Annotated in this window: 13 protein-coding genes and 1 other RNA gene; 8 read left to right on the forward strand and 6 right to left on the reverse strand. The window is 59.9% G+C overall.

Annotation, left to right across the window (positions count from 1 at the left end):
* From BLU78_RS01935 to BLU78_RS01965, 7 genes are all read left to right on the forward strand, one after another.
* Positions 1-3,138, forward strand: coding sequence for an efflux RND transporter permease subunit (locus BLU78_RS01935; RefSeq protein ID WP_010259764.1), 3,138 nt, complete (start codon positions 1-3; stop codon positions 3,136-3,138).
* Positions 3,135-4,520, forward strand: a complete 1,386-nt coding sequence (locus tag BLU78_RS01940; protein ID WP_010259766.1) for an efflux transporter outer membrane subunit — start codon at positions 3,135-3,137, stop codon at positions 4,518-4,520. Before BLU78_RS01935 ends, BLU78_RS01940 begins: the two co-directional genes overlap by 4 nt.
* 112 nt (positions 4,521-4,632) lie before the next feature.
* Positions 4,633-7,155: a ferrous iron transport protein B gene (gene feoB / locus BLU78_RS01945; protein WP_026020600.1), complete on the forward strand. Its 2,523-nt coding sequence runs from the start codon at positions 4,633-4,635 to the stop codon at positions 7,153-7,155.
* Positions 7,156-7,351: 196 nt separating this feature from the next.
* Positions 7,352-7,723 (forward strand): CidA/LrgA family protein, encoded by a 372-nt coding sequence (locus BLU78_RS01950; RefSeq protein WP_010259769.1) that lies wholly within the window; start codon positions 7,352-7,354, stop codon positions 7,721-7,723.
* Positions 7,716-8,414: an LrgB family protein gene (locus BLU78_RS01955; protein ID WP_010259770.1), complete on the forward strand. Its 699-nt coding sequence runs from the start codon at positions 7,716-7,718 to the stop codon at positions 8,412-8,414. The genes BLU78_RS01950 and BLU78_RS01955 overlap by 8 nt, the downstream gene beginning before the upstream one ends.
* A gap of 90 nt (positions 8,415-8,504) precedes the next feature.
* The gene (locus tag BLU78_RS01960; RefSeq protein WP_010259771.1) at positions 8,505-10,169 is read left to right on the forward strand and encodes a putative transporter; all 1,665 of its coding nucleotides are present in this window, start codon (positions 8,505-8,507) and stop codon (positions 10,167-10,169) included.
* 105 nt (positions 10,170-10,274) lie between these two features.
* Entirely contained in the window at positions 10,275-11,462 is a 1,188-nt protein-coding gene (locus tag BLU78_RS01965) for a pyridoxal phosphate-dependent aminotransferase (protein WP_010259773.1), read from the forward strand.
* Positions 11,463-11,568: 106 nt separating this feature from the next.
* Here the strand turns inward: BLU78_RS01965 and BLU78_RS01970 are convergent, their stop codons facing one another.
* From BLU78_RS01970 to purT, 4 genes are read right to left on the reverse strand one after another with little or no spacing between them, the layout of a single operon-like run.
* A complete protein-coding gene (locus tag BLU78_RS01970; RefSeq protein ID WP_010259775.1) occupies positions 11,569-12,732 on the reverse strand; it encodes an acyltransferase family protein in 1,164 nt (387 codons plus the stop codon).
* Positions 12,733-12,736: 4 nt separating this feature from the next.
* Positions 12,737-13,177, reverse strand: a complete 441-nt coding sequence (locus BLU78_RS01975; RefSeq protein ID WP_010259777.1) for a peptidylprolyl isomerase — start codon at positions 13,175-13,177, stop codon at positions 12,737-12,739.
* 21 nt (positions 13,178-13,198) lie between these two features.
* The gene (locus tag BLU78_RS01980; protein ID WP_010259780.1) at positions 13,199-14,332 is read right to left on the reverse strand and encodes an acyltransferase family protein; all 1,134 of its coding nucleotides are present in this window, start codon (positions 14,330-14,332) and stop codon (positions 13,199-13,201) included.
* Between the two features lie 52 nt (positions 14,333-14,384).
* Positions 14,385-15,554 carry a formate-dependent phosphoribosylglycinamide formyltransferase gene (gene purT, locus BLU78_RS01985; protein WP_010259782.1) on the reverse strand — a complete coding sequence of 390 codons (1,170 nt, stop codon included), beginning with the start codon at positions 15,552-15,554 and terminating at the stop codon, positions 14,385-14,387.
* A 251-nt stretch (positions 15,555-15,805) separates the two neighbouring features.
* Between purT and BLU78_RS01990 the strand changes: the two genes are divergently transcribed.
* Positions 15,806-17,794 carry an LruC domain-containing protein gene (locus BLU78_RS01990; RefSeq protein WP_010259785.1) on the forward strand — a complete coding sequence of 663 codons (1,989 nt, stop codon included), beginning with the start codon at positions 15,806-15,808 and terminating at the stop codon, positions 17,792-17,794.
* Positions 17,795-17,845: 51 nt separating this feature from the next.
* On the opposite strand, the gene BLU78_RS01995 is transcribed toward BLU78_RS01990, so the two are convergent.
* Entirely contained in the window at positions 17,846-18,856 is a 1,011-nt protein-coding gene (locus tag BLU78_RS01995) for an acyltransferase family protein (protein ID WP_010259788.1), read from the reverse strand.
* Between the two features lie 131 nt (positions 18,857-18,987).
* Positions 18,988-19,391, reverse strand: a transfer-messenger RNA (tmRNA) gene (gene ssrA / locus BLU78_RS02000).
* Positions 19,392-19,490 lie beyond the last annotated feature (99 nt).

A 19,490-nucleotide genomic window follows, 5' to 3' on the forward strand; every position in this document is an offset into this window, starting at 1 on the left:
ATGGAGAAATTTTTCGTTTCGCGCCCGATCTTCGCCATCTCGCTGGCCATCGTCATCGTGCTCGTGGGGCTGATCTCAATCACGCAACTGCCGATCGAGCAGTACCCCGACATCACGCCCCCGGTCGTGGAGGTCTCGGCGACCTACGACGGCGCCGATGCCGAGACGGTGAACAACGCCGTGGCGACGCCCGTGGCACAGGCCGTGATGGGTGTCAGCGACATGCTCTACATGCAGGCCACCTCGGCCAACGACGGGTCGATGACCCTGCAGGTTACGTTCGACATCGGCTCCGATCCCGATCTGGACGCCATCTTCACCCAGAACAACGTTTCGTCGGCCACGGCCGAGCTTCCGGCGACGGTCACCCGCCAGGGAGTCACCACGCGCAAGACCATGACGGGATTCCTGATGGTCTACTCGCTCCACAGCGACGGCCGCTACGACGGGGAGTTTCTCTCGAACTACGCCTACATCAACCTGCAGAACGAACTGCTGAAGATCGACGGCGTGGGCAAGGTCTCGATCATGGGCGCCGGAGAGTACGCCATGCGTATCTGGCTGCGGCCCGACGTGCTGAAATACTACGGCATCGCCGTGGACGAAGTGACGGCGGCCATCGAGAAGCAGGGCGGCATCTACCCTGCCGGACAGTTCGGAGCCGAGCCGGCTCCCGACGGCGTGGCCTATACCTATACGGTGACCATGCCGCCGCAGATCTCCACCGCCGGGGAGTTTGCCGACATCGTTGTGCGCACCACCTCCTCGGGCGAGCAGATCCGCCTGGGCGACATCGCCGAGGTGTCGCTGGGCAGCCAGACCTACGGCGTCAGTTCCTCCTACGAGAGCGATCCGACGGCCATGATCGTCGTCTACCAGCAGCCGGGCAGCAACGCCGTGGCCGTCGGCGGCAAGGTCAAAGCCGCGATGGAACGGCTCGCGGAGCGTTTCCCCGACGGCATCGAAGCCGCCACGATTGTCGATACCACGACGAGCATCGACGCCGGCGTGAAGGACATCTTCCGCACGCTCATCATCGCGCTCCTGCTCGTCATCTTCATCATCTACCTCTTCCTGCAGGACTGGCGGGCGACGGTCATCCCGCTGGTGGCGATCCCCGTGTCGCTCGTGGGAGCTTTCGCGCTGTTTCCCCTGCTCGGATTCTCGATCAACATCATCTCGCTGCTGGGGCTCGTGCTGGCGATCGGACTTGTGGTCGACGACGCCATCGTGGTCGTCGAGGCCGCGCAGGTGAATATCGAGCGGGGCATGAAACCCCGTGCGGCGGCACTGGAAGCCATGCGCAACGTGGCCTCGCCGATCGTCGCCACGACCGTCGTACTGCTGGCCGTCTTTATTCCCGTGTCGTTCACGGGCGGCATCACGGGACGGCTGTTCCAGCAGTTCTCCGTGACGATCGCCGTGTCGGTGGTCATCTCGGCATTCAACGCCCTGACCCTCTCCCCGGCGCTCTGCGCCCTGCTGCTCCGCCATCGGGAACCGTCGCAGAAAGGGTTCTTCGCGGCTTTCAACCGCTGGTTCGCCCGGCAGATGGACCGCTATACGACCTTCACCCCGACGCTGATGCGCCACGTCGCCCGCACGGGCGTCTTCGTGGCCGTGGTCCTGGGGGTGATCTTCGTCGTATGGCGCAAGCTACCCGCGGGATTCCTGCCCGAAGAAGATCAGGGCTATGTGATGGTGATGGTCTCCACGCCCGAAGCCTCGTCGCTGCAAGTGACCCGAAAAGCCATGACCGACGCCGATGCCGTGATCCGTACGCTTCCCGAAGTCGCCTCCACGTCGTTCGCCGCAGGATTCAACATGATGGCCGGCATCGCCTCGACGTCGAGCGGCATCATCTTCGTCAAACTCGTCGACTACTCCGACCGCAAACTTTCGGCCATGCAGATCGCACAAAAACTCACCGACGAACTTTACGTAGCGGTCGCCGGGGCCGAATGCTATGCTTTCATCCCGCCCTCGATCCCGGGGCTGGGCGTCACCTCGGGCGTTTCGGTAGAGGTGCAGGACCTCGAGGGGCGCGGCACGGCCTACCTGCTGGAAAACGCCGGACGGCTGATGGACTCGCTGCGAAAAAGTCCCTCCATAGCCTCCGTCACCACGCAGTTCAACGCCGGAGTGCCCCAGCGGCGGCTGCGCATCGACAAACAGCAGGCGTTGGCCGCAGGCGTGGACCTCGGAACGCTGTACGGTGAACTGACCACCCTGCTGGGCGGCGCCTACATCAACAATTTCACGCGCTTCGGCAAGCTCTACCAAACCTATATGCAGGCCGCGCCCGACTACCGCCTCGACCGGCGGTCGTTGGACAGCTACTATGTCACCTCGGCGTCGGGCGAAAGCGTCCCCGTGGCGTCGCTCGTCGAGGTGGCCGACACCGTGGGCGTGGAGTACGTCTCGCAGTTCAACCTCTACCGCTCCATATCGCTTACCGTCACCCCTGCCGCACGGGCTTCGACCACGACCGTCATGCAGGAGATCACCGCGACGGCCGCCGACGTGCTGCCCGACGACATCGGCACGGCGTGGAGCGGCACCTCCTACCAGGAGGCCAACGCCTCGAAGACCGGCGGGCTGGTCTATGCGCTGGCGCTCGTGTTCGTGTTCCTCGCGCTGGCGGCCCTGTACGAATCGTGGGGACTGCCGCTGGCGATCCTGATGAGCGTCCCGGTGGCGGTGCTCGGCGCCGTGCTGTTCGTCGGCGGGACGCACCTGATGAATGCGCTCTATGTCAACGACATCTACATGCAGATTTCACTCGTCATGCTGATCGGGCTGGCGGCCAAGAACGCCATTCTGGTCGTCGAATATGCCGACCGGCTGTTCCGCGAGCAGGGTGCGTCGCTGATGGACGCGGCCATCGGGGCCGCGAAGCTGCGCGTAAGGCCGATCATCATGACCGCCTTCGCCTTTATCCTCGGCGTCATGCCGCTCGTCTTCGCCAGCGGGGTCTATGCCACGGCCCGCAACATCATGGGCGTGGCGCTCGTGGGCGGCATGTTGTTCGCCACCCTGCTGGGCATCTTCGTCTACCCCGCGCTTTACTATTTCGTCGGGAAGATCGGTCGCTTCGAACAGCGCCGCGAACGTCAAAAAACGGAGGAAGCACAATGAAAACGAAACTTACGATAACCGCCGCCGTCGTGATGCTGGCCGCCTGCACCCCGAAATTCTACCCGCCGCAGGTCGCCACGCCCGACCGCTACATCTACGGCGAGGGTTTCTCGCAGGACACGACGGGCGTGGGCGAACGCTGGTGGGAGCTGTTCGGCGACACGACGCTCAACGCCTTCGTGGAACGGGCGCTGACGAACAACCGCGATGTGGCCGCTGCCGCCGCACGGGTCGAGGAGGCCCGGGCCAATCTCCGGAACGTGCGGGCGCAATACCTGCCCCAGATCGGCGTCGGGGCTTCGGCCGGGGGCGAATACACCCCTGAAACCAAAATCGTGCAGTCGTATGCCGTCGAGCCGACCCTTTCGTGGGAGCTCTCGCTCTTCGGGGCCCTGCGCAACGCCAAACGCGCTGCCAAGGCTGAAATAGCGGCTTCGGAATGGGCTTTGGCAGGCGTCCGCCTCTCGCTGGCCGCCGAGGTCGCCACGACCTACTTCACGCTGCTGGAATACGAGCGCGACCTCTCGATAGCCCGGCAGACCCTCCAACTGCGGCGTGAATCGGCCGCGCTGATCGATTCGATGTTCCGCTACGGCATGTCCGACGGCGTCGCGCTGGAGCAGGCCCGGAGTTTGGTCTACACCGCCGAAGCCGACGTTCCGCAATACAGCCGCGCCGTGGAGCAGACATGGCTCTCGATGGGCATTCTGCTGGGCGAAACGCCCTCGCGGGTGCAGCTTTCCGGGGCGGGCCTCCGCCTGCTGACCGACTACCGGCCTGCGGAGATTCCCGTGGGCCTGCCGTCGGAACTTCTGAAACGGCGTCCCGACATCCGCGAAGCACATTTCAACATGTTGCAGGCCGCCGCACGGGCCGGGCAGGCACGAAGCGCCCGGTTTCCATCCATCTCGCTGACTGCCAAAGGCGGAGTGGCTTCCGGCTCAATCAAAGGTTTAACTGCGGCAAACCCCTGGGCGTGGGACGCACTGGGGTCCATCGCCGAACCGATCTTTGGCTTCGGGAAGCTCCGCAACGCCGAACGGGCCGCGATGGCGGCCTACACGCAGTCGGCCAAGACCTATGAACAGACCGTGCTCACGGCTTTTGCCGATGTCGAGAAGGCGTTGGTGGCCATCACGACCTATCGTGACCAGACCGGGCGAACAGGCGAACTGGTGCTCTCGAACGACCGCATCGCCACGATGACCCGCGCCCTCTACCGTAGCGGACTGTCGGACTACCTCGACGTGATCGATGCCGAGCGCAGCCTCTACCAGACGCAGATGGAGCTGGTAAACCTCGTGGCACAGCAGTATATCAACTATGTCACGCTTTGCAAAGCGCTGGGCGGCGGCTGGAGCGGCAGCGGAAATCCGGATTGAGAGCGCGACAACGGCAGGAGGCCCCTAAAACCCGCCTTTTAGGCGGGTACCTACAAATTGGGATTGCACATATCGGCGTAAAGTCGTACCTTTGGACGCAAAACAGAAGAAAATGCGTCTATCCGAACTTAAAACCGGTGAATCGGGGACAATCGTCAAAGTGATGGGCCACGGAGGCTTCCGCCGCCGCATTATGGAGATGGGATTCGTCCGCGGACAGCGGGTCGAAGTGCTCCTGAACGCGCCCCTGAAGGACCCGATCGAATACAAGATCATGGGTTACGACATCTCGCTGCGGCGCAGCGAGGCCGACATGGTCGAGGTGCTCACCGACAGTGAGGCCCACGAATACCTCGCAGGCGGCGGAGATCAGCGTCGTCATCGCCACGATCATCACCACGAGCCCGTCGGAAAACCGGAACAGGACGAGGAACTCACGGCCACGGAACCCGACGCAGGATGCTGCACGAGCATCGACGAGGTGGTGACACGCCGCACACGGACTATCACGGTGGCGTTGGTGGGCAACCCCAACAGCGGTAAAACCTCGCTGTTCAACGCCATCTCGGGCGGCCACGAGCACGTGGGCAACTACAGCGGTGTGACCGTCGGAGCCAAGATCGGCAACCGCATCTACCGCGGCTACCGCTTCGAGGTCACCGACCTGCCCGGCACCTACGCCCTCTCGGCCTACACGCCCGAAGAACGTTACGTGCGTCATCACCTGGCCACGCACACTCCCGACGTGGTGATAAACTCCGTAGTAGCCTCTAACCTAGAGCGTAACCTCTACTTAACTACAGAATTAATCGATATAAACCCGCGCATGGTGGTGGCTCTCAATATGTTCGACGAACTGCACGCCAGCGGCGCCACGCTCGATTACGAAAATCTGGGCCGCATGCTGGGTGTGCCGATGGTGCCCGTCGAAGCACGCAACAACCGCGGCATCGACACCCTGCTGGACACCGTGATCGATGTCTATGAGAACCGCGACGAGCGCGTGCGGCATATCCATATCAACATGGGTCCTGTGATCGAGGAGGGGCTGCGCAGGCTCAACGGCGACATGAGCGAACACCGCGGCGAGCTGCCCAAGGCTTTCCCGCCCCGCTACTATGCGATGAAGATGCTCGAAGGCGACGCCGAGGCTGAAAAGAGCCTCCGCGAATGCAGCCGCTATCCCGAGTGGGCCGAAATCCGCGACCGCGAAGCCCGGCGCATCACCGAAGCATTGGGCGAGGATGTCGAGACGGCTTTCGCCAACCAGAAATACGGATTCATACAAGGGGCCCTGAAAGAGACCTTCACCCCCGGGCGGCGCGAGGAGGTCACGACGACAGCCGTGATCGACACTTTCGTGACACACAAGCTGTGGGGGTTCCCGATCTTCTTCGCACTGATGTGGTTCATGTTCTGGTGCACGTTCAGCCTCGGGGCTTATCCGCAGGAGTGGATCGACGCACTGGTGGGATGGATCGGCAGCGGAATGGACGCCCTGCTGCCCGCAGGACCGCTGCGCGACCTGCTGGTCGACGGCATCATCGGCGGCGTGGGCGCCGTCATCGTCTTCCTCCCGAACATCATGATCCTCTACCTCTTCATCTCGTTCATGGAGGATTCGGGCTACCTGGCCCGTGCGGCGTTCATCATGGACCGCGTGATGCACCGCATCGGGCTGCACGGAAAATCGTTCATTCCGCTTATCATGGGATTCGGCTGCAACGTGCCCGCGATCATGGCCAGCCGGACCATCGAAAGCCGCAGCAGTCGCCTGATAACCATACTTATTACACCGTTCATGTCGTGCAGCGCCCGCATCCCGATCTACCTGCTGCTGGCGGGAACGTTCTTCGCCGCGAACGCCGGGTCGGTAATGCTGGGGCTCTACGTGCTGGGCATCGTACTGGCTGTCGTCACGGCGCGGCTGATGCGGCGATTCCTCTTCCCTGTGGACGAGACGCCGTTCGTAATGGAGCTTCCGCCCTACCGTCTTCCGACGTGGAAAACGACCCTTACGCACATGTGGGACAAGTGCGCGCAATACCTTAAGAAGATGGGCGGCATGATCCTGATCGCCTCGGTGGTCGTCTGGTTCCTGAGTTACTACCCCCGCACGGAGGAGAGTGCCGGGACCGAAGCCCACTATGAAAATTCCTACCTGGGACGTCTGGGCAAAGGGTGCGAACCGGTGTTCAGCCCCCTGGGATTCAACTGGAAAGCCAGCGTGGCGCTGTTGTCGGGACTCCCGGCCAAGGAGATCGTGGTCTCGACGCTGGGCGTGCTCTATTCCGAAGGCGCCGCGACGACGCCCGCCGGAACGGAAATCATCGGCGGTGCGGACGGCCCGACCGAAATCGTCATCGCGGAATCTGTCACGGAAAAGTTCGCCGAACCCACCGGGGAGGAGGAAACGGCCTCATTGTCGCAGCGATTGCTGGCGAGCGGCGATTTCTCGACCGCCTCGGCGCTGGCATTCCTCGTCTTCATCCTGCTCTACGTCCCCTGCATCGCCACGGTGGTGGCCATCGGAGCCGAAGCCGGGTGGAAATGGGCCGCGGCATCGGTCATTTACAACACGGCGCTGGCGTGGTTCATGGCGTGGATTGTCTACCGTATCGCTTTGATATTCTAAGCAATGGGCTGGCAGGATTATATCGTATGGGCCATCGGGATCGCTGCGGCGGCAGTCGTAGCAGTGCGGCTTTGGCGGTTCGTGTGCGGCAAGCGGCGAGGGGGTTGTGCATCGTGCCCCTCGGCACAATGTCCGCATAAAAAGTTCAACCGAAAGAATTAAACCCTATCTTTGCGGCCGCAAACAAGAACGAAACGTGGTCGGACTTTTCTACATCCTGCTTTTCTGGCTCATCGGCAATGCGCTGAGCCTCGCGACCGGAGGGTATGTCTCGGGAAACATCATCGGCATGATCCTCCTCTTCGCGGCGCTGTGCCTGCGCTGGGTGCGGGCCGAGACGGTACGCCCCGCGGCGCGCTTCCTTTTAGGGGCCATGGCCCTCTTCTTCGTGCCCTACGGCGTAGGACTGATGGACTCCTACCGGGTGATCCTCGAAAACCTCGGGGCTATCGTGGTCTCGGGAATCGTCTCGACAATCATCGTGCTGCTCATCACGGGCAAGACCTTCCAAAGCCTGAACCGCCGCATTCGCCTGCGGCATATCAAACACCTCCGCCACGATGCCTGACACCTCATTCCTCACCTCGGACCTCTTCCTGCTGACCCTCACCGTGGGGCTTTATTGTCTGGGCGGCATAATCTACCGCCGCACACGGCTGCCGCTGCTACATCCCGTGCTGCTGACATTCATCGCCGTGATCGTCTTCCTGCGTTGCGCCGGAATCGGTTATGCACGCTATCAGGAGGCGACCGGAATACTCAATTTCGCCCTCGGCATGTCGGTCGTGGCATTGGGATACCTCCTCTACGAACAGTTGGAACGCCTGCGCGGAAGCCTGCTGCCCGTGGCCGTAGCCACGCTCGCAGGATGCGTCGCGGGGGTGCTGAGCGTGGTCTATATCGCCATGGCGTTCGGCGCCGAACGGCAGATATTGACCTCCATCGCTCCAAAATCGGTGACGGTGCCGATCGCCGTATCGGTCTCGGGACCGCTGGGCGGCAACGTGTCGGTCACGTCGGTGGTGGTTTTCTGCGTGGGGATTTTCGGTAGCATCTTCGGCGAATGGATACTGCGCCGCTGCGGAGTCCGCGACCCCGAAGCACGGGGATTTGCACTCGGAGCCGCGGCCCACGGCATCGGAACGGCCCGGGCCATCGAAATGGGAGCCGCCGAAGGGGCCCTGAGCGGCTTGGCAATGGCCCTGATGGGATTGGCGACGGCGCTGCTGATGCCGCTGATGGAGCGGTATCTGTATTGAGGAAAATTCTTTTTCCGAAAAGTTTTTTAAATTCTGCAATATGTAGTAATTTTGCGCCCGACTCGACAAACAGCACAAAATTAGGTTAATATGGAGTGGTTGTATACCCTGTTCTTCGGCAACGGCATCGCTCATGCCGTACTTATTTTCGCGTTGGTAATCACTATCGGCATCCTGTTGGGAAAAGTCAAAATCGGAGGCATATCGCTGGGTGTCACATGGATATTGTTCGTCGGCATTCTTTTCAGCCATTTCGGAATGACCGTCGACGGTGAAGTGCGCCATTTCGTGCAGGAATTCGGACTGATCCTTTTCGTCTTTTCGATCGGCCTGCAGGTCGGTCCGGGATTCTTCGCGTCGTTCAAACACGGCGGAATCACCCTCGTGGGATGTGCCGCGGCGATCGTCCTGCTGGGCGTCGCAACAGCCTATGTCATCCACGTCGTGACCGGGACGCCCATTCCCACAATGGTCGGCATCCTTTCGGGCGCCGTGACCAACACCCCCGGGCTGGGTGCCGCGCAGCAGGCCTATGCCGACGCTTCGGGGTTCAGCGACCCCAACGTTGCATTGGGCTATGCCGTGGCCTATCCGCTGGGCGTGGTGGGCATCATCTTCACGATGATCTTCATCCGTTACGCACTGCGTGTGAAATTCGAAAAGGAGGACGAGGCATTGGCTGCGCTGGCCAAGGAGCAGAAATTCGCCGAAAAGGTTTCCGTGGAGTTCACCAACTCGATGCTCGACGGACGCACGGTGGAATACATGCGCGACCTGGTCAACCGCCAGTTCGTGATCTCGCGCATCCGCCATGCCGACGGGGAGATCACGATGGCCGACGCCGACAGCGTGCTCCGTCTGGGCGATAAACTCTGGATCATCTGCCAGGCCGAGGATGTCGAAGCCGTCGTGGCCTTCTTCGGACACCGCGTGGAGCTCACCGACGAGGATTGGGGCAACAACACGCCCAACGCCGAGCTGATCTCTCGGCGCATCCTGATCACCAAATCGTCGATCAACGGCAAGAAATTCTCCGACCTCCGCCTGCGGACCAAATACGGCATCACGATCACCCGCGTCAACCGCGCCGGCGTGGACCTGATCCCCTACCAGGGGCTCGAACTGCAGGTCGGCGACCGCGTGATGGTCGTGGGACCCGAGAAGGCCGTGACGCAGGTGGCCGACGTGCTGGGCAACTCGCTCAAAAAACTCAACCAGCCCAATCTGGTGACGATCTTCGTGGGCATCGCTCTCGGAGTGCTGCTGGGATCGATTCCCCTGATGAACGTTCCGCAGCCCGTGAAGCTGGGTCTGGCGGGCGGTCCGCTGATCGTGGCTATCCTGATCGGGCGCTTCGGAACCCATTTCCACCTGGTGACCTATACCACCATGAGCGCCAATCTGATGCTGCGCGAAATCGGCATCGCGCTGTTCCTTGCGGCCGTGGGAATCGGCGCCGGGGACGGATTTATCGACGCCATCGTCGGAGGCGGCTACCGCTGGATCGGCTACGGTGTGATAATCACGATCGTACCCCTGCTGATCGTCTCGTTTTTCGCGCGGCTGAAACTGAAAATGAACTACTATACGCTGATGGGACTGATCGCCGGCGCGATGACCGATCCCCCGGCACTGGCCTATGCCAATGCCACGGCCGGGAACGACATGCCCGCCGTGGGCTATTCGACGGTCTATCCGGTGGTGATGTTCCTGCGCGTTTTGACAGCACAAATATTCATCTTGTTTGCATTATAACAAAAAGCGGCTCCGGCCGCTTTTTTTGTTCCTATAATTTTTTAATATTTCCATTATTTCCCTATCTTTGCCCGGAAAGCATAATCCCAAACATAATTTCAAGCTATGGCAAAAGCAGTTAACATCGCCCGTTCGCACCGGCTGGACGGCATCGGAGAGTACTATTTTTCGCGCCGTCTGCGCGAGATCGCCGAGATTGAGGCGGCAACCGGCCGCCAGATCGTCAAACTGGCCATGGGCAGCCCCGACCTTCCGCCCCACCAGTCCGTGATCGACCGCCTCGCAAAAGAGGCTCAGCGTCCCGACGTGCACAAGTACATGTCCTATCAGGGCGAACCCATCCTGCGCAAGGCTTTTGCCGACTGGTATAAGAAATGGTACCGCACCGACCTCGATTTCAAATCGGAGGTACTGCCCCTGATCGGCTCGAAGGAAGGCATCATGCATATCTGCATGACGTTCCTCAATAAGGGCGACAAAGTCCTCGTCCCCAACCCCGGCTACCCCACCTATTCGGCGGCCGTACGCCTGGCAGGCGGCGAGATGCTTCCCTACTCGCTGAATAAGCAGACCAATTTCTACCCCGATTTCGACGCCATCGAAAAGGCAGGGCTCGACGGCGTGAAGATGATGCTCGTCAACTATCCCAACATGCCGACGGGACAGACCCCCTCGATGGAGCTGTTCCAGAAGATCATCGACTTCGGCGCCAAGCACAATATCCTGATCGTGCACGACAACCCCTACAGCTTTATCCGCAACGCCGAGCACCCGATCTCGATCATGGAGGCCGAGGGCGCGAAAGACGTGGCGCTGGAGATGAACTCGCTGTCGAAAGGCCACTCGATGGCCGGCTGGCGCGTGGGCGTCGTAGTGGGCAAAAAGGAGTGGATCGACTCGATCCTCACCTTCAAGTCGAACATGGACTCAGGTATGTTCTACCCCATCCAGGCCGCTGCCGACACGGCACTGGCGCTGGGCGAGGAGTGGTTCAAAGAACTGAACGACATCTACTACGGCCGGGAGAAGCAGGCTTACGAGCTGCTCGACGCTCTGGGATGCCGCTACCGCAAGGGTCAGGCCGGCCTGTTCGTATGGGCCGAGCTGCCCGAGGGCTACGAGGGCGACAGCTTCGCATTCTCGGACGAGGTGATGGAGAAGACCGACGTGTTCCTGACCCCTGGAGGAATCTTCGGATCGGAAGGCAAGCACTACATCCGCATCACCCTCTGCTGCCCCGAGGAGCTGCTGAAAAAGGCCACCGACAAGATCAAGGCCGCTTTCGGCAAGTAAACGCCACGACATACAGAACGAGAACAGCCGCCCCGAATGGAGCGGCTGTTTTTATCGGCAGAAACGCAGAACCGGCCGAATATAGCATTATAACAGCCCGTCGTCCCTAAACCCCGCCTCTTAGGCGGGGGCGGGTGAGCCACTCGCGGACGGGCAGGTCGTAGAGTTTCAGGCAGGCCCAGGCCAGTCCGACAGACATGATGAATACCGAGACGCTGACGAAGATATGTGTGCCGAGCGGAGCTTCGGGATTGCTTGCCGCCCACGCCATCTGCATATAGACCAGCGGATAATGCGTGATGTAAAGCGGATAGGATATTTCGCCGAGGAATTTGCAGACGGCAACGGATCTGGCATCCGTGACGCGGCTTCCGGCGCCCATCGAGACGATCAGCGGAAAGACGAGCAGGATCACCAACGCCTGATAAACGCCGTTGAACCACGGTGTCGAGGGGTCGCCGACATGGGGCATGACCAGTGCCGCCGCAACCAGCAGCGAACACCACCAGAACGCACCCCGCACCCGGATCAGCGCCCCGAGGCGCGAGAGCAGCAGGCCGGCGAAGAAGGGGTACAGCAGGCGCGAGAAGCCGATGTAAACCTGTTCCGGAGTGATGCTCCAACCGCCGATCACAGTCCATGCCACGGAGCGGTCCGCAGAGAGCAATCCGAATAGATTGAGGTTCAGCGTGAGATCGACGGTCAGCACCGCGGCTCCGGCCACGAAGACGCCGAGCAGGAGTTTCGAAAAGCGGCGGATGACGAGTGCATAAAGGATATTGGCGATGTACTCGTAGAGCAGCGACCACGCGGGACCGTTCAGCGGACTGGTTTCGCCCCACCCGCGGATGTCCCACGCCGGAGGCGCGGGGAGGATTGTGCAGGCCAGCAGGCAGACGAGCAGCACTTTCCACCAGGCCACGTCGGCGATCATCGGGAAAGCCGCGGCCTGGAAGTAGAAGAACAGCGCCCCGATGACCGATCCCATGACCACCATCGGATGCAGGCGTATGAGCCGCCGCTTAAAGAAATCCCTGAGCGACATGCGGTTCCAACGGTCATCATAGGCATAGCCGATCACGAAGCCCGAGAGCACGAAAAAGAAATCGACAGCCAGGTAGCCGTGGTTGAGAATCTGGAAAGCCTGACCTTGGGAGTAGGTCTCGAACAGGTGGAAACCCACCACGATCAACGCCGCAACGCCGCGCAGTCCGTCGAGGATTTCGTAGCGGGGTTTGGAGGCCAGATAGCCGGCGGATACAGCGGACATGGGCTTATTCCTCGACGATGCGGATGGAAAGTATTTTGTCCCCGGGACGGATGTCGTCGATCACGTCCAATCCTTCGACCACCTGACCGAAGCACGTGTGGCGGCCGTCGAGGTGCTGGGTGTTCTCGCGGTTGTGGCAGATGAAGAACTGCGAACCGCCCGTGTCGCGTCCGGCGTGGGCCATCGAGAGCACCCCGCGGTCGTGACGCTGGCGCGGGGCCGACGTCTCGCATTTGATGGTGTAACCCGGACCTCCCGTGCCGTCGCCCTTGGGACAGCCGCCCTGGATGACAAAGTCGGGGATCACGCGGTGAAAAGTCAGCCCGTCATAGAAATTGTGTCCGGCCAGCTCAACGAAGTTGGCCACGGTTCCGGGGGTCTCGGCAGCGTAAAGCTCGGCCTTCATCACCCCTTTTTCGGTCGTAATGATCGCGTAAGTTTTCATATCGTTCGGATTAAAATGGTTTTACTTGTTTTTTGCCCGCAGCAGGTGCCTCGACAGGAAGCGGCGGACAGGTTCGTCGTACAGTTTCAGGCATCCCCAGGCCAGCAGGACCGAGCCTGCGACCAGCGCCGCAGCGCCGGGCAGGGACTCGGAGAAAGTGAGGTTCTCGTTTTTAACCCACGCATAATAGAGGTATATGAAGGGATAGTGGACCATATAGAGCGGATAGGAGATGTCGCCCAGGAATTTGCAGACCCGCGCGGTTATCCGGTCGGTGGTCTTGCCCGAAGCCGCCAGCCAGACGACCGCCGGGAAGAGCACGATGGCGCAGAAAGCGTCGTAAATTCCGTTCATCCACAAGTGCTCGCTGCCTCCGAGGCGCGGCACGGAGGAGATGGCGACGATGGCAACGCTGCCGATCCAGAAAGCGCCCCGCACCTTTAACGGCCTGAATATCCGCGCCAGCAGCAGACCTGCCGGGAATGCGAACAAAAGGCGCAGGGAGCCGCCGAGGATATTCTCGTCGGTCAGCGCGAACCCGACACACAGGTCGCCGAGCGGTCCCCAGACAGCGAAGCTTGCCAGTCCGCACGCGGCCAGCAGGACCAGAGCGGCGAGCGCACGGGTCGGAAGCAGCCGGATGAAGAAGGCATAGAGGACGTTGCCGATGTATTCGAAGAACAGCGACCAGCTGGGGCCGTTCAGCGGGAACATCTCCCCTACGCCCCGGATTTCGGCCCCGGGGGTTGCGGGGATCAGCAGGGCGTTCATCAGCGTGGCGAGAAGCAGCGCCCCGACCGAGACCCTAGAAACGTCCCAGACGGAGCAGCCCTGGAAATAGAACATCACGGCGCCGATCAGGGCCCCGATGACGACCATCGGGTGCAGACGTATGACGCGCCGTTTGAGGAACTCCCAGACGGTCATCTTCGTCCAGCGGTCGTCATAGGCATAGCCGATGACGAACCCCGAGAGAATGAAGAAGAAATCGACGGCCAGATAGCCGTGGTTGATCCGCTGGTCCAAGTGACTGGTCGCATAGGCCTCGAACAGGTGAAAGCACACCACCGTCAACGCCGCAACGCCGCGAAGTCCGTCGAGAATGTGGTAATGCGGCTTGGTGTCCGCAAATGCAGCCGCCGAAATGTTTGACATACTATCTGTTTGGGGTTAGTCCTTGCCCGCGCGCCGAAGCGCCCTTTTACCTCTACTCCGTCACCTTCACTTTTGCGGCGGCGGCCTTCACACGGTCGCGCAGGGCGTCGAGATCGCTGCCCAGCGGTTCGTAGCCCACGACGACGCCCATGCGGCGGTTCACGCGCGCCACGGGTTTCCCGAAGATGCGGATGTCGGTACGGGGATCTTCAGCCACAGCCTCCCCCACGCCTTCGTAATGCGGCGTCTGCGTCGCCACGGGCGAGAGGATCACGGCGCTGGCACCCAGACGCTCGAACGTGACGGCCGGGATCGGAATCCCCAGCACGGCCCGCAGGTGCAGCTCGAACTCATTGAGGTTCTGCGTCCCAGCCAGCGTCACCATGCCCGTATCGTGCGGACGGGGCGACAACTCGGAGAAATAGACCCCGTTGTCGTGGCTCAGGAAGAACTCCACGCCCCACAGCCCGGCACCGGTAAGCGCCTCGGTGACAGCCGCCGCCATACGCTGCGCCTCGGCGAGATGCTCGGGAGCGACATGGGGCGACTGGAAGCTCTCGCGGTAGTCACCGCCCTTCTGCACATGGCCGATCGGCGGGCAAAAGAGTGTGGGACCGTTCTTTTGAGTGACGGTCAGCAGCGTGATCTCGCTGTCGAAGCGGATGAACTCCTCGACGATCAGTTCGCGGATGTCGCCGCGCGAACCCTCGCAGCCGTACTGCCATGCGTGTTCCAGCTCCTCGGGAGCCTTTACCAACGACTGCCCTTTGCCCGAGGAGGACATCAGCGGCTTCACCACGCAGGGAAAGCCGATCTTCGCGGCGGCCTGCTGCAATTCCTCGAGCGACGTGGCGTAGAAATAGCGGGCTGTTTTCAGCCCCAGTTCCTTTGCCGCCAGATCGCGGATGGCCTTGCGGTTCATCGTAAAATTCACGGCCCGGGCACTCGGCGCCACCTGCACCCCGGCCCGTTCGAAATCGTAGAGACGTTCGGTCCGGATGGCCTCGATCTCGGGAACGATGATGTCAGGACGGTGTTTGGCAACCGCTGCCGCCAGCGCGTCGCCGTCGAGCATGTCGAAAACCTCAAAGGCATCGGCCACCTGCATCGCGGGTGCACCCGCATACTTGTCGCATGCCACGACGGTCTGGCCCAACCGCTGGGCCGCAATCACGAACTCCTTGCCCAGTTCGCCCGAACCCAGGAGCAATATCTTTTTCATATAAGGTATGTATTAAAAAAACGACAGAATCCATTTTCCGCCTGCCGGAATATGAATTCCGCCGACGTTTTGCAACGCAAAGATAACCTTTTCAGCCGAATTTCCTGCTTTACATCGCAAATTCCCGTAAAACTTACGTCTGAAATTTGCATCGGCATCTTTTTTTCGTACCTTTGCAGTGCATTAACATTTCAGCTCTTTTTCTAATCAAATCGGCCTGAAATAAGAAGTCACACTCACTCCATACAATAATGAAAAAACTTATTTTCCTGCTGGCTCCGGTGCTGATGACAGCCTGCGTCAAAAGCGCGTCGGACTACGACACGCCTGAAAATCCGGAAAAGCCGTGGAACGAATTCGATTTCACGACCAGTGCCGTGACCTCCCTTTCACTTGATTACGCCGCGGATGCAGCGGTCTATTTCGAGATCTACGACACGGCGCCCGTCCGTGAGAACGAGTCGGGAACCGCCTACGAAAAGGTCGAAGGGATAGAGCCCCTCTATGCCGGCATTACCGACGAACAGGGCCGTTTCTCGGCACAAATCGAGCTTCCGACCTACCTCGACAAAGCCTATGTCTACACCCCGAACGTCCATGCACAAACGCTGCTCACCGCCGAAAAGAAAGCCGGAGTGCTGACCGCTTCGGCGGCCGAAGAAGCAGAAGCTACGACCTTGTCGGCGACACGCGCCGGGGGGGGGTACGAATCGGATGCCGTAACCAAGGACGGCTGGAAAACATGGCTCGGCACCTATGACAACACCTATGGCCGGATCGACTACGCCTACAAAGGCGATGAACTCCGTGAGAAGAACTGGAAACAGCTTTTCAACGCCGCCAACAAGGTCTTCGACACGTCAAAAGCCTGCCCCAAGGAGTATCGCTCGTCGAGCGACCTCTATCTGGAGAAGGATGCCGAGGTAGCCATCACGTTCCTGATGAGCAACACCTGCTGGAACTGCTCGATGGGATACTATTATTACGATGCTTCGAAACACCCCGCTTCGCTGGCCGACGTGCATCCTGTCATGATCTTCCCCAACACGCAGGACGGCAAATGGAGCAACGATCCCAAAAAGGCCAACAAATACAAAGGCGTAAACCGCGGAACCGCCGTGCAGCTGATATTCTACCCCAATATCGCTGAGGGCAGTATGGAAGGAGCCACTACAATCTTCCCCAAAGGCTACCGCATCGGTTTCGTGCTGGCGACAAACGCCTGGGGCAACCGGCTGCCCGGATTCACCGGAACTAAGAAATACCGCGCCGCCACATCCGACGGACTGAGCGTCAATGACAAGGGCGTCGCCTACAAGCAGCCCCGCACGGCCGTCTACCGCTATACGAACAACGCACTCAACCTCAATTCGGTCATCTGCTCGTTCGAAGATTATACGACGGACCAGAATTTCAGCGACGTGATCTTCACGATGAAATCGAATCCCGTAGACGCCGTGGTAGACATCCCGTCGGTCGAAGAGAAACCCGGCGCCGAGGAGAGCAAAAAGGAGGTTCGCCTGCTCAAAGGCATCTACGCCTTCGAGGACCTTTGGCCCAGCCAGGGTGACTATGACATGAATGACGTGATGGTCAAACTCGACTACGAAAAAACCTTCGGCGACAAGGGCATTTACGAAGAGTCATACCTTTTTAAAACCTTCAACAACATCGCCGGACTCGAAAACGGACTGGCTTTCACGCTCGGGGGAGACGCCGCATCGGCCGAGCTGGAGTTCTCGATACTCCGCCCCGCTTCCGAAAAGAATTCCGCACCGGAGTACGAGGTTTATACGCCGGAGCGCGACGGCAATGTGATCCTGCTGACGGACAATGTGAAAGGCGACATGGGAGCCACGTATAAGGTGACGGCAAAATACGCTTCACCGATCTCCGACGCGAGGGCCGCCGTGGTAAAACCCTTCATCTACCGCACGACCGACAAGGACCTCGCTCCCGGCAAACGCAAGGAGGTGCACCTCCCCTTCGAAGCCCCGACCGGCAAAGTGGACATGAGTTTCTTCGGCACGAGCGACGACAAGTCCGATCCGAATGCCGAACGCTATTACGTACGCGCCAACAGCTACCCGTTCGCCTTCTATCTCGCGGGCGCCACGGAAATCGACCTTGCAAAACTACTCGATCCGAAGAACGAAAAAACGCCTGTCGACCAGCTCTACCCCGCCTATTCGGGATGGGTCTCGTCAAACGGCGGCAGCAATACCAACTGGTACAAATAACAGCCGCAAAGACGGTCCAAAGAAACAGGTTCCTTTCCGGGAGCCTGTTTCTTATTTTTTCAGGAGGGTTTTCTGCGCGACGGTCTGAGGTATCAGCCGCACGATCAGGGGCGTCAGCAGCAGACATACTCCGAGCGTCACCGCCAGCAGGACGATCGACTGCGCCCATTCGTTGTGCAGGAAACGCGAAACAAGGGGCCGGAAAAAGAAGAGCAGAGGTCCGTGGATGCCCAACGTAATGACCGAGAAACGACCCAGATAAGTGACGACAGGCGCTTTCTTCACCTTCTTGCACAACAGCATGATGGCAAAAATACCTGCGAAAGCCGCCAGGTAGACCTGGATGAAATTTCCCGGATAGTTATTGGTCCGCATACCCAGCGGTGTGGCCGTGAAATACATCGTGACCAGAGCCACCAGGATGAATAGCGGGATCAGTTTGTCGAAACGGTGGTGCGGAAAGAGGAAAAAATTATAACGCCGAATCCAGAATCCCGCAAAATAAAACGGCAGGGCCGTCATGGCAACATCAATGTAGAACGGCAGTTCGATCCGCTGCTTGCCCAGCCAGAAGCCCGTGGCGCCGATCAGCAGCGTCACAGCGAACATCGTGGGAATGTGTTTCCGGCGCAGGTAGTGGACGACATAAAACAGCATGTTGCAGTTGAAAAGGGCGACCAGAAACCAGATCGGCGGGTTGAAACGGATCAACTCGTGGTTCCGGAAGACCAGCAGCAGCTCGTTCCAGCGCACCGGAAGGCGGAATGTTCCCGGCACCGCTTTCGAGATGCCGTACATCAGCAGGAACGCCCCGAGGTAAAAGATCAGAAAGGGCACGAGCAGTTTATCAACCTTGCGGGCGAGGAATCCGCCGAACCCCTCGTAGGACTTAAAGAAAAGGCCCGAAACGAAGAAATAGAGCGGCATGGTGAAACTCGACAGGACGGGCCCGGTGGCGAGACCGTCAAATGCGCCCCCGACATGCATCATTACGACAAGCATGATACAGAGACCTTTGGTAAGGTCAATGAACTCGATCCGCCGATTTTCCTGTTGTTCCATCGCACAAAGATAACGATTGCATGCAACAAAAAGAAGCCGCAGACGGAAATTGACTGATCATATATGTAAAAACGAGTGGACGGAATCGTCCATCGAGCTACAAAAAAGACGAGCAATATTGCTCGTCTTTTTTGTGGAGGTGGCGGGAGTCGAACCCGCGTCCAAACAGGGAACCCGAAAGCTTTCTACACGTTTATCCGCAATTTAATCCTTCTCCCCGTGCCTGGCAGGCGGCAACCGAACGCGGGGCCCAGTTCCTAAAATTTCGCACGACGACCGGAACGCTCCGTCGCACTATCTCTAAATGAATGATACCCCGTATGAAGAGCCGTTAAAGAGCGGAACGTCCCTTCGGGATACTCGTCGCCAAAGCGCCTGGGCTCCGGCGATTAAGCCAATTTTCCTTGAAAATTAGGCAGCGAGTGCAAGGCGATTATTGCCATTTGTAGTTTGAGCATCGGGATTAACGAGCCGCCGCACAGCGCTCGACGTGCTTACAATCAAACTCTGCCTGCTGTCAAAACCGGGCACCCCCAGTCTTTCCGGCACAAAGCCTGTCTAAGTCGGAAGCAAAGATAGCTATTTTTTTCGGAATCCCAGCCGTTCCCTGCGGAAAATCGATTGCCTGCCCTGC

The organism is Alistipes timonensis JC136 (genome assembly GCF_900107675.1).
In the GTDB taxonomy this organism is placed as follows: Bacteria; Bacteroidota; Bacteroidia; order Bacteroidales; family Rikenellaceae; genus Alistipes; species Alistipes timonensis.

What these genes read in the sequence shown, in the direction of transcription:
- BLU78_RS01935 (WP_010259764.1), top strand. Translation starts at nt 1, where the DNA reads ATGGAGAAATTTTTCGTTTCGCGCCCGATCTTCGCCATCTCGCTGGCC.
- BLU78_RS01940 (WP_010259766.1), top strand. Translation starts at nt 3,135, where the DNA reads ATGAAAACGAAACTTACGATAACCGCCGCCGTCGTGATGCTGGCCGCC.
- feoB (WP_026020600.1), top strand. Translation starts at nt 4,633, where the DNA reads ATGCGTCTATCCGAACTTAAAACCGGTGAATCGGGGACAATCGTCAAA.
- BLU78_RS01955 (WP_010259770.1), top strand. Translation starts at nt 7,716, where the DNA reads ATGCCTGACACCTCATTCCTCACCTCGGACCTCTTCCTGCTGACCCTC.
- BLU78_RS01960 (WP_010259771.1), top strand. Translation starts at nt 8,505, where the DNA reads ATGGAGTGGTTGTATACCCTGTTCTTCGGCAACGGCATCGCTCATGCC.
- BLU78_RS01965 (WP_010259773.1), top strand. Translation starts at nt 10,275, where the DNA reads ATGGCAAAAGCAGTTAACATCGCCCGTTCGCACCGGCTGGACGGCATC.
- BLU78_RS01970 (WP_010259775.1), bottom strand. Translation starts at nt 12,732, where the DNA reads ATGTCCGCTGTATCCGCCGGCTATCTGGCCTCCAAACCCCGCTACGAA.
- BLU78_RS01975 (WP_010259777.1), bottom strand. Translation starts at nt 13,177, where the DNA reads ATGAAAACTTACGCGATCATTACGACCGAAAAAGGGGTGATGAAGGCC.
- BLU78_RS01980 (WP_010259780.1), bottom strand. Translation starts at nt 14,332, where the DNA reads ATGTCAAACATTTCGGCGGCTGCATTTGCGGACACCAAGCCGCATTAC.
- purT (WP_010259782.1), bottom strand. Translation starts at nt 15,554, where the DNA reads ATGAAAAAGATATTGCTCCTGGGTTCGGGCGAACTGGGCAAGGAGTTC.
- BLU78_RS01990 (WP_010259785.1), top strand. Translation starts at nt 15,806, where the DNA reads ATGAAAAAACTTATTTTCCTGCTGGCTCCGGTGCTGATGACAGCCTGC.
- BLU78_RS01995 (WP_010259788.1), bottom strand. Translation starts at nt 18,856, where the DNA reads ATGGAACAACAGGAAAATCGGCGGATCGAGTTCATTGACCTTACCAAA.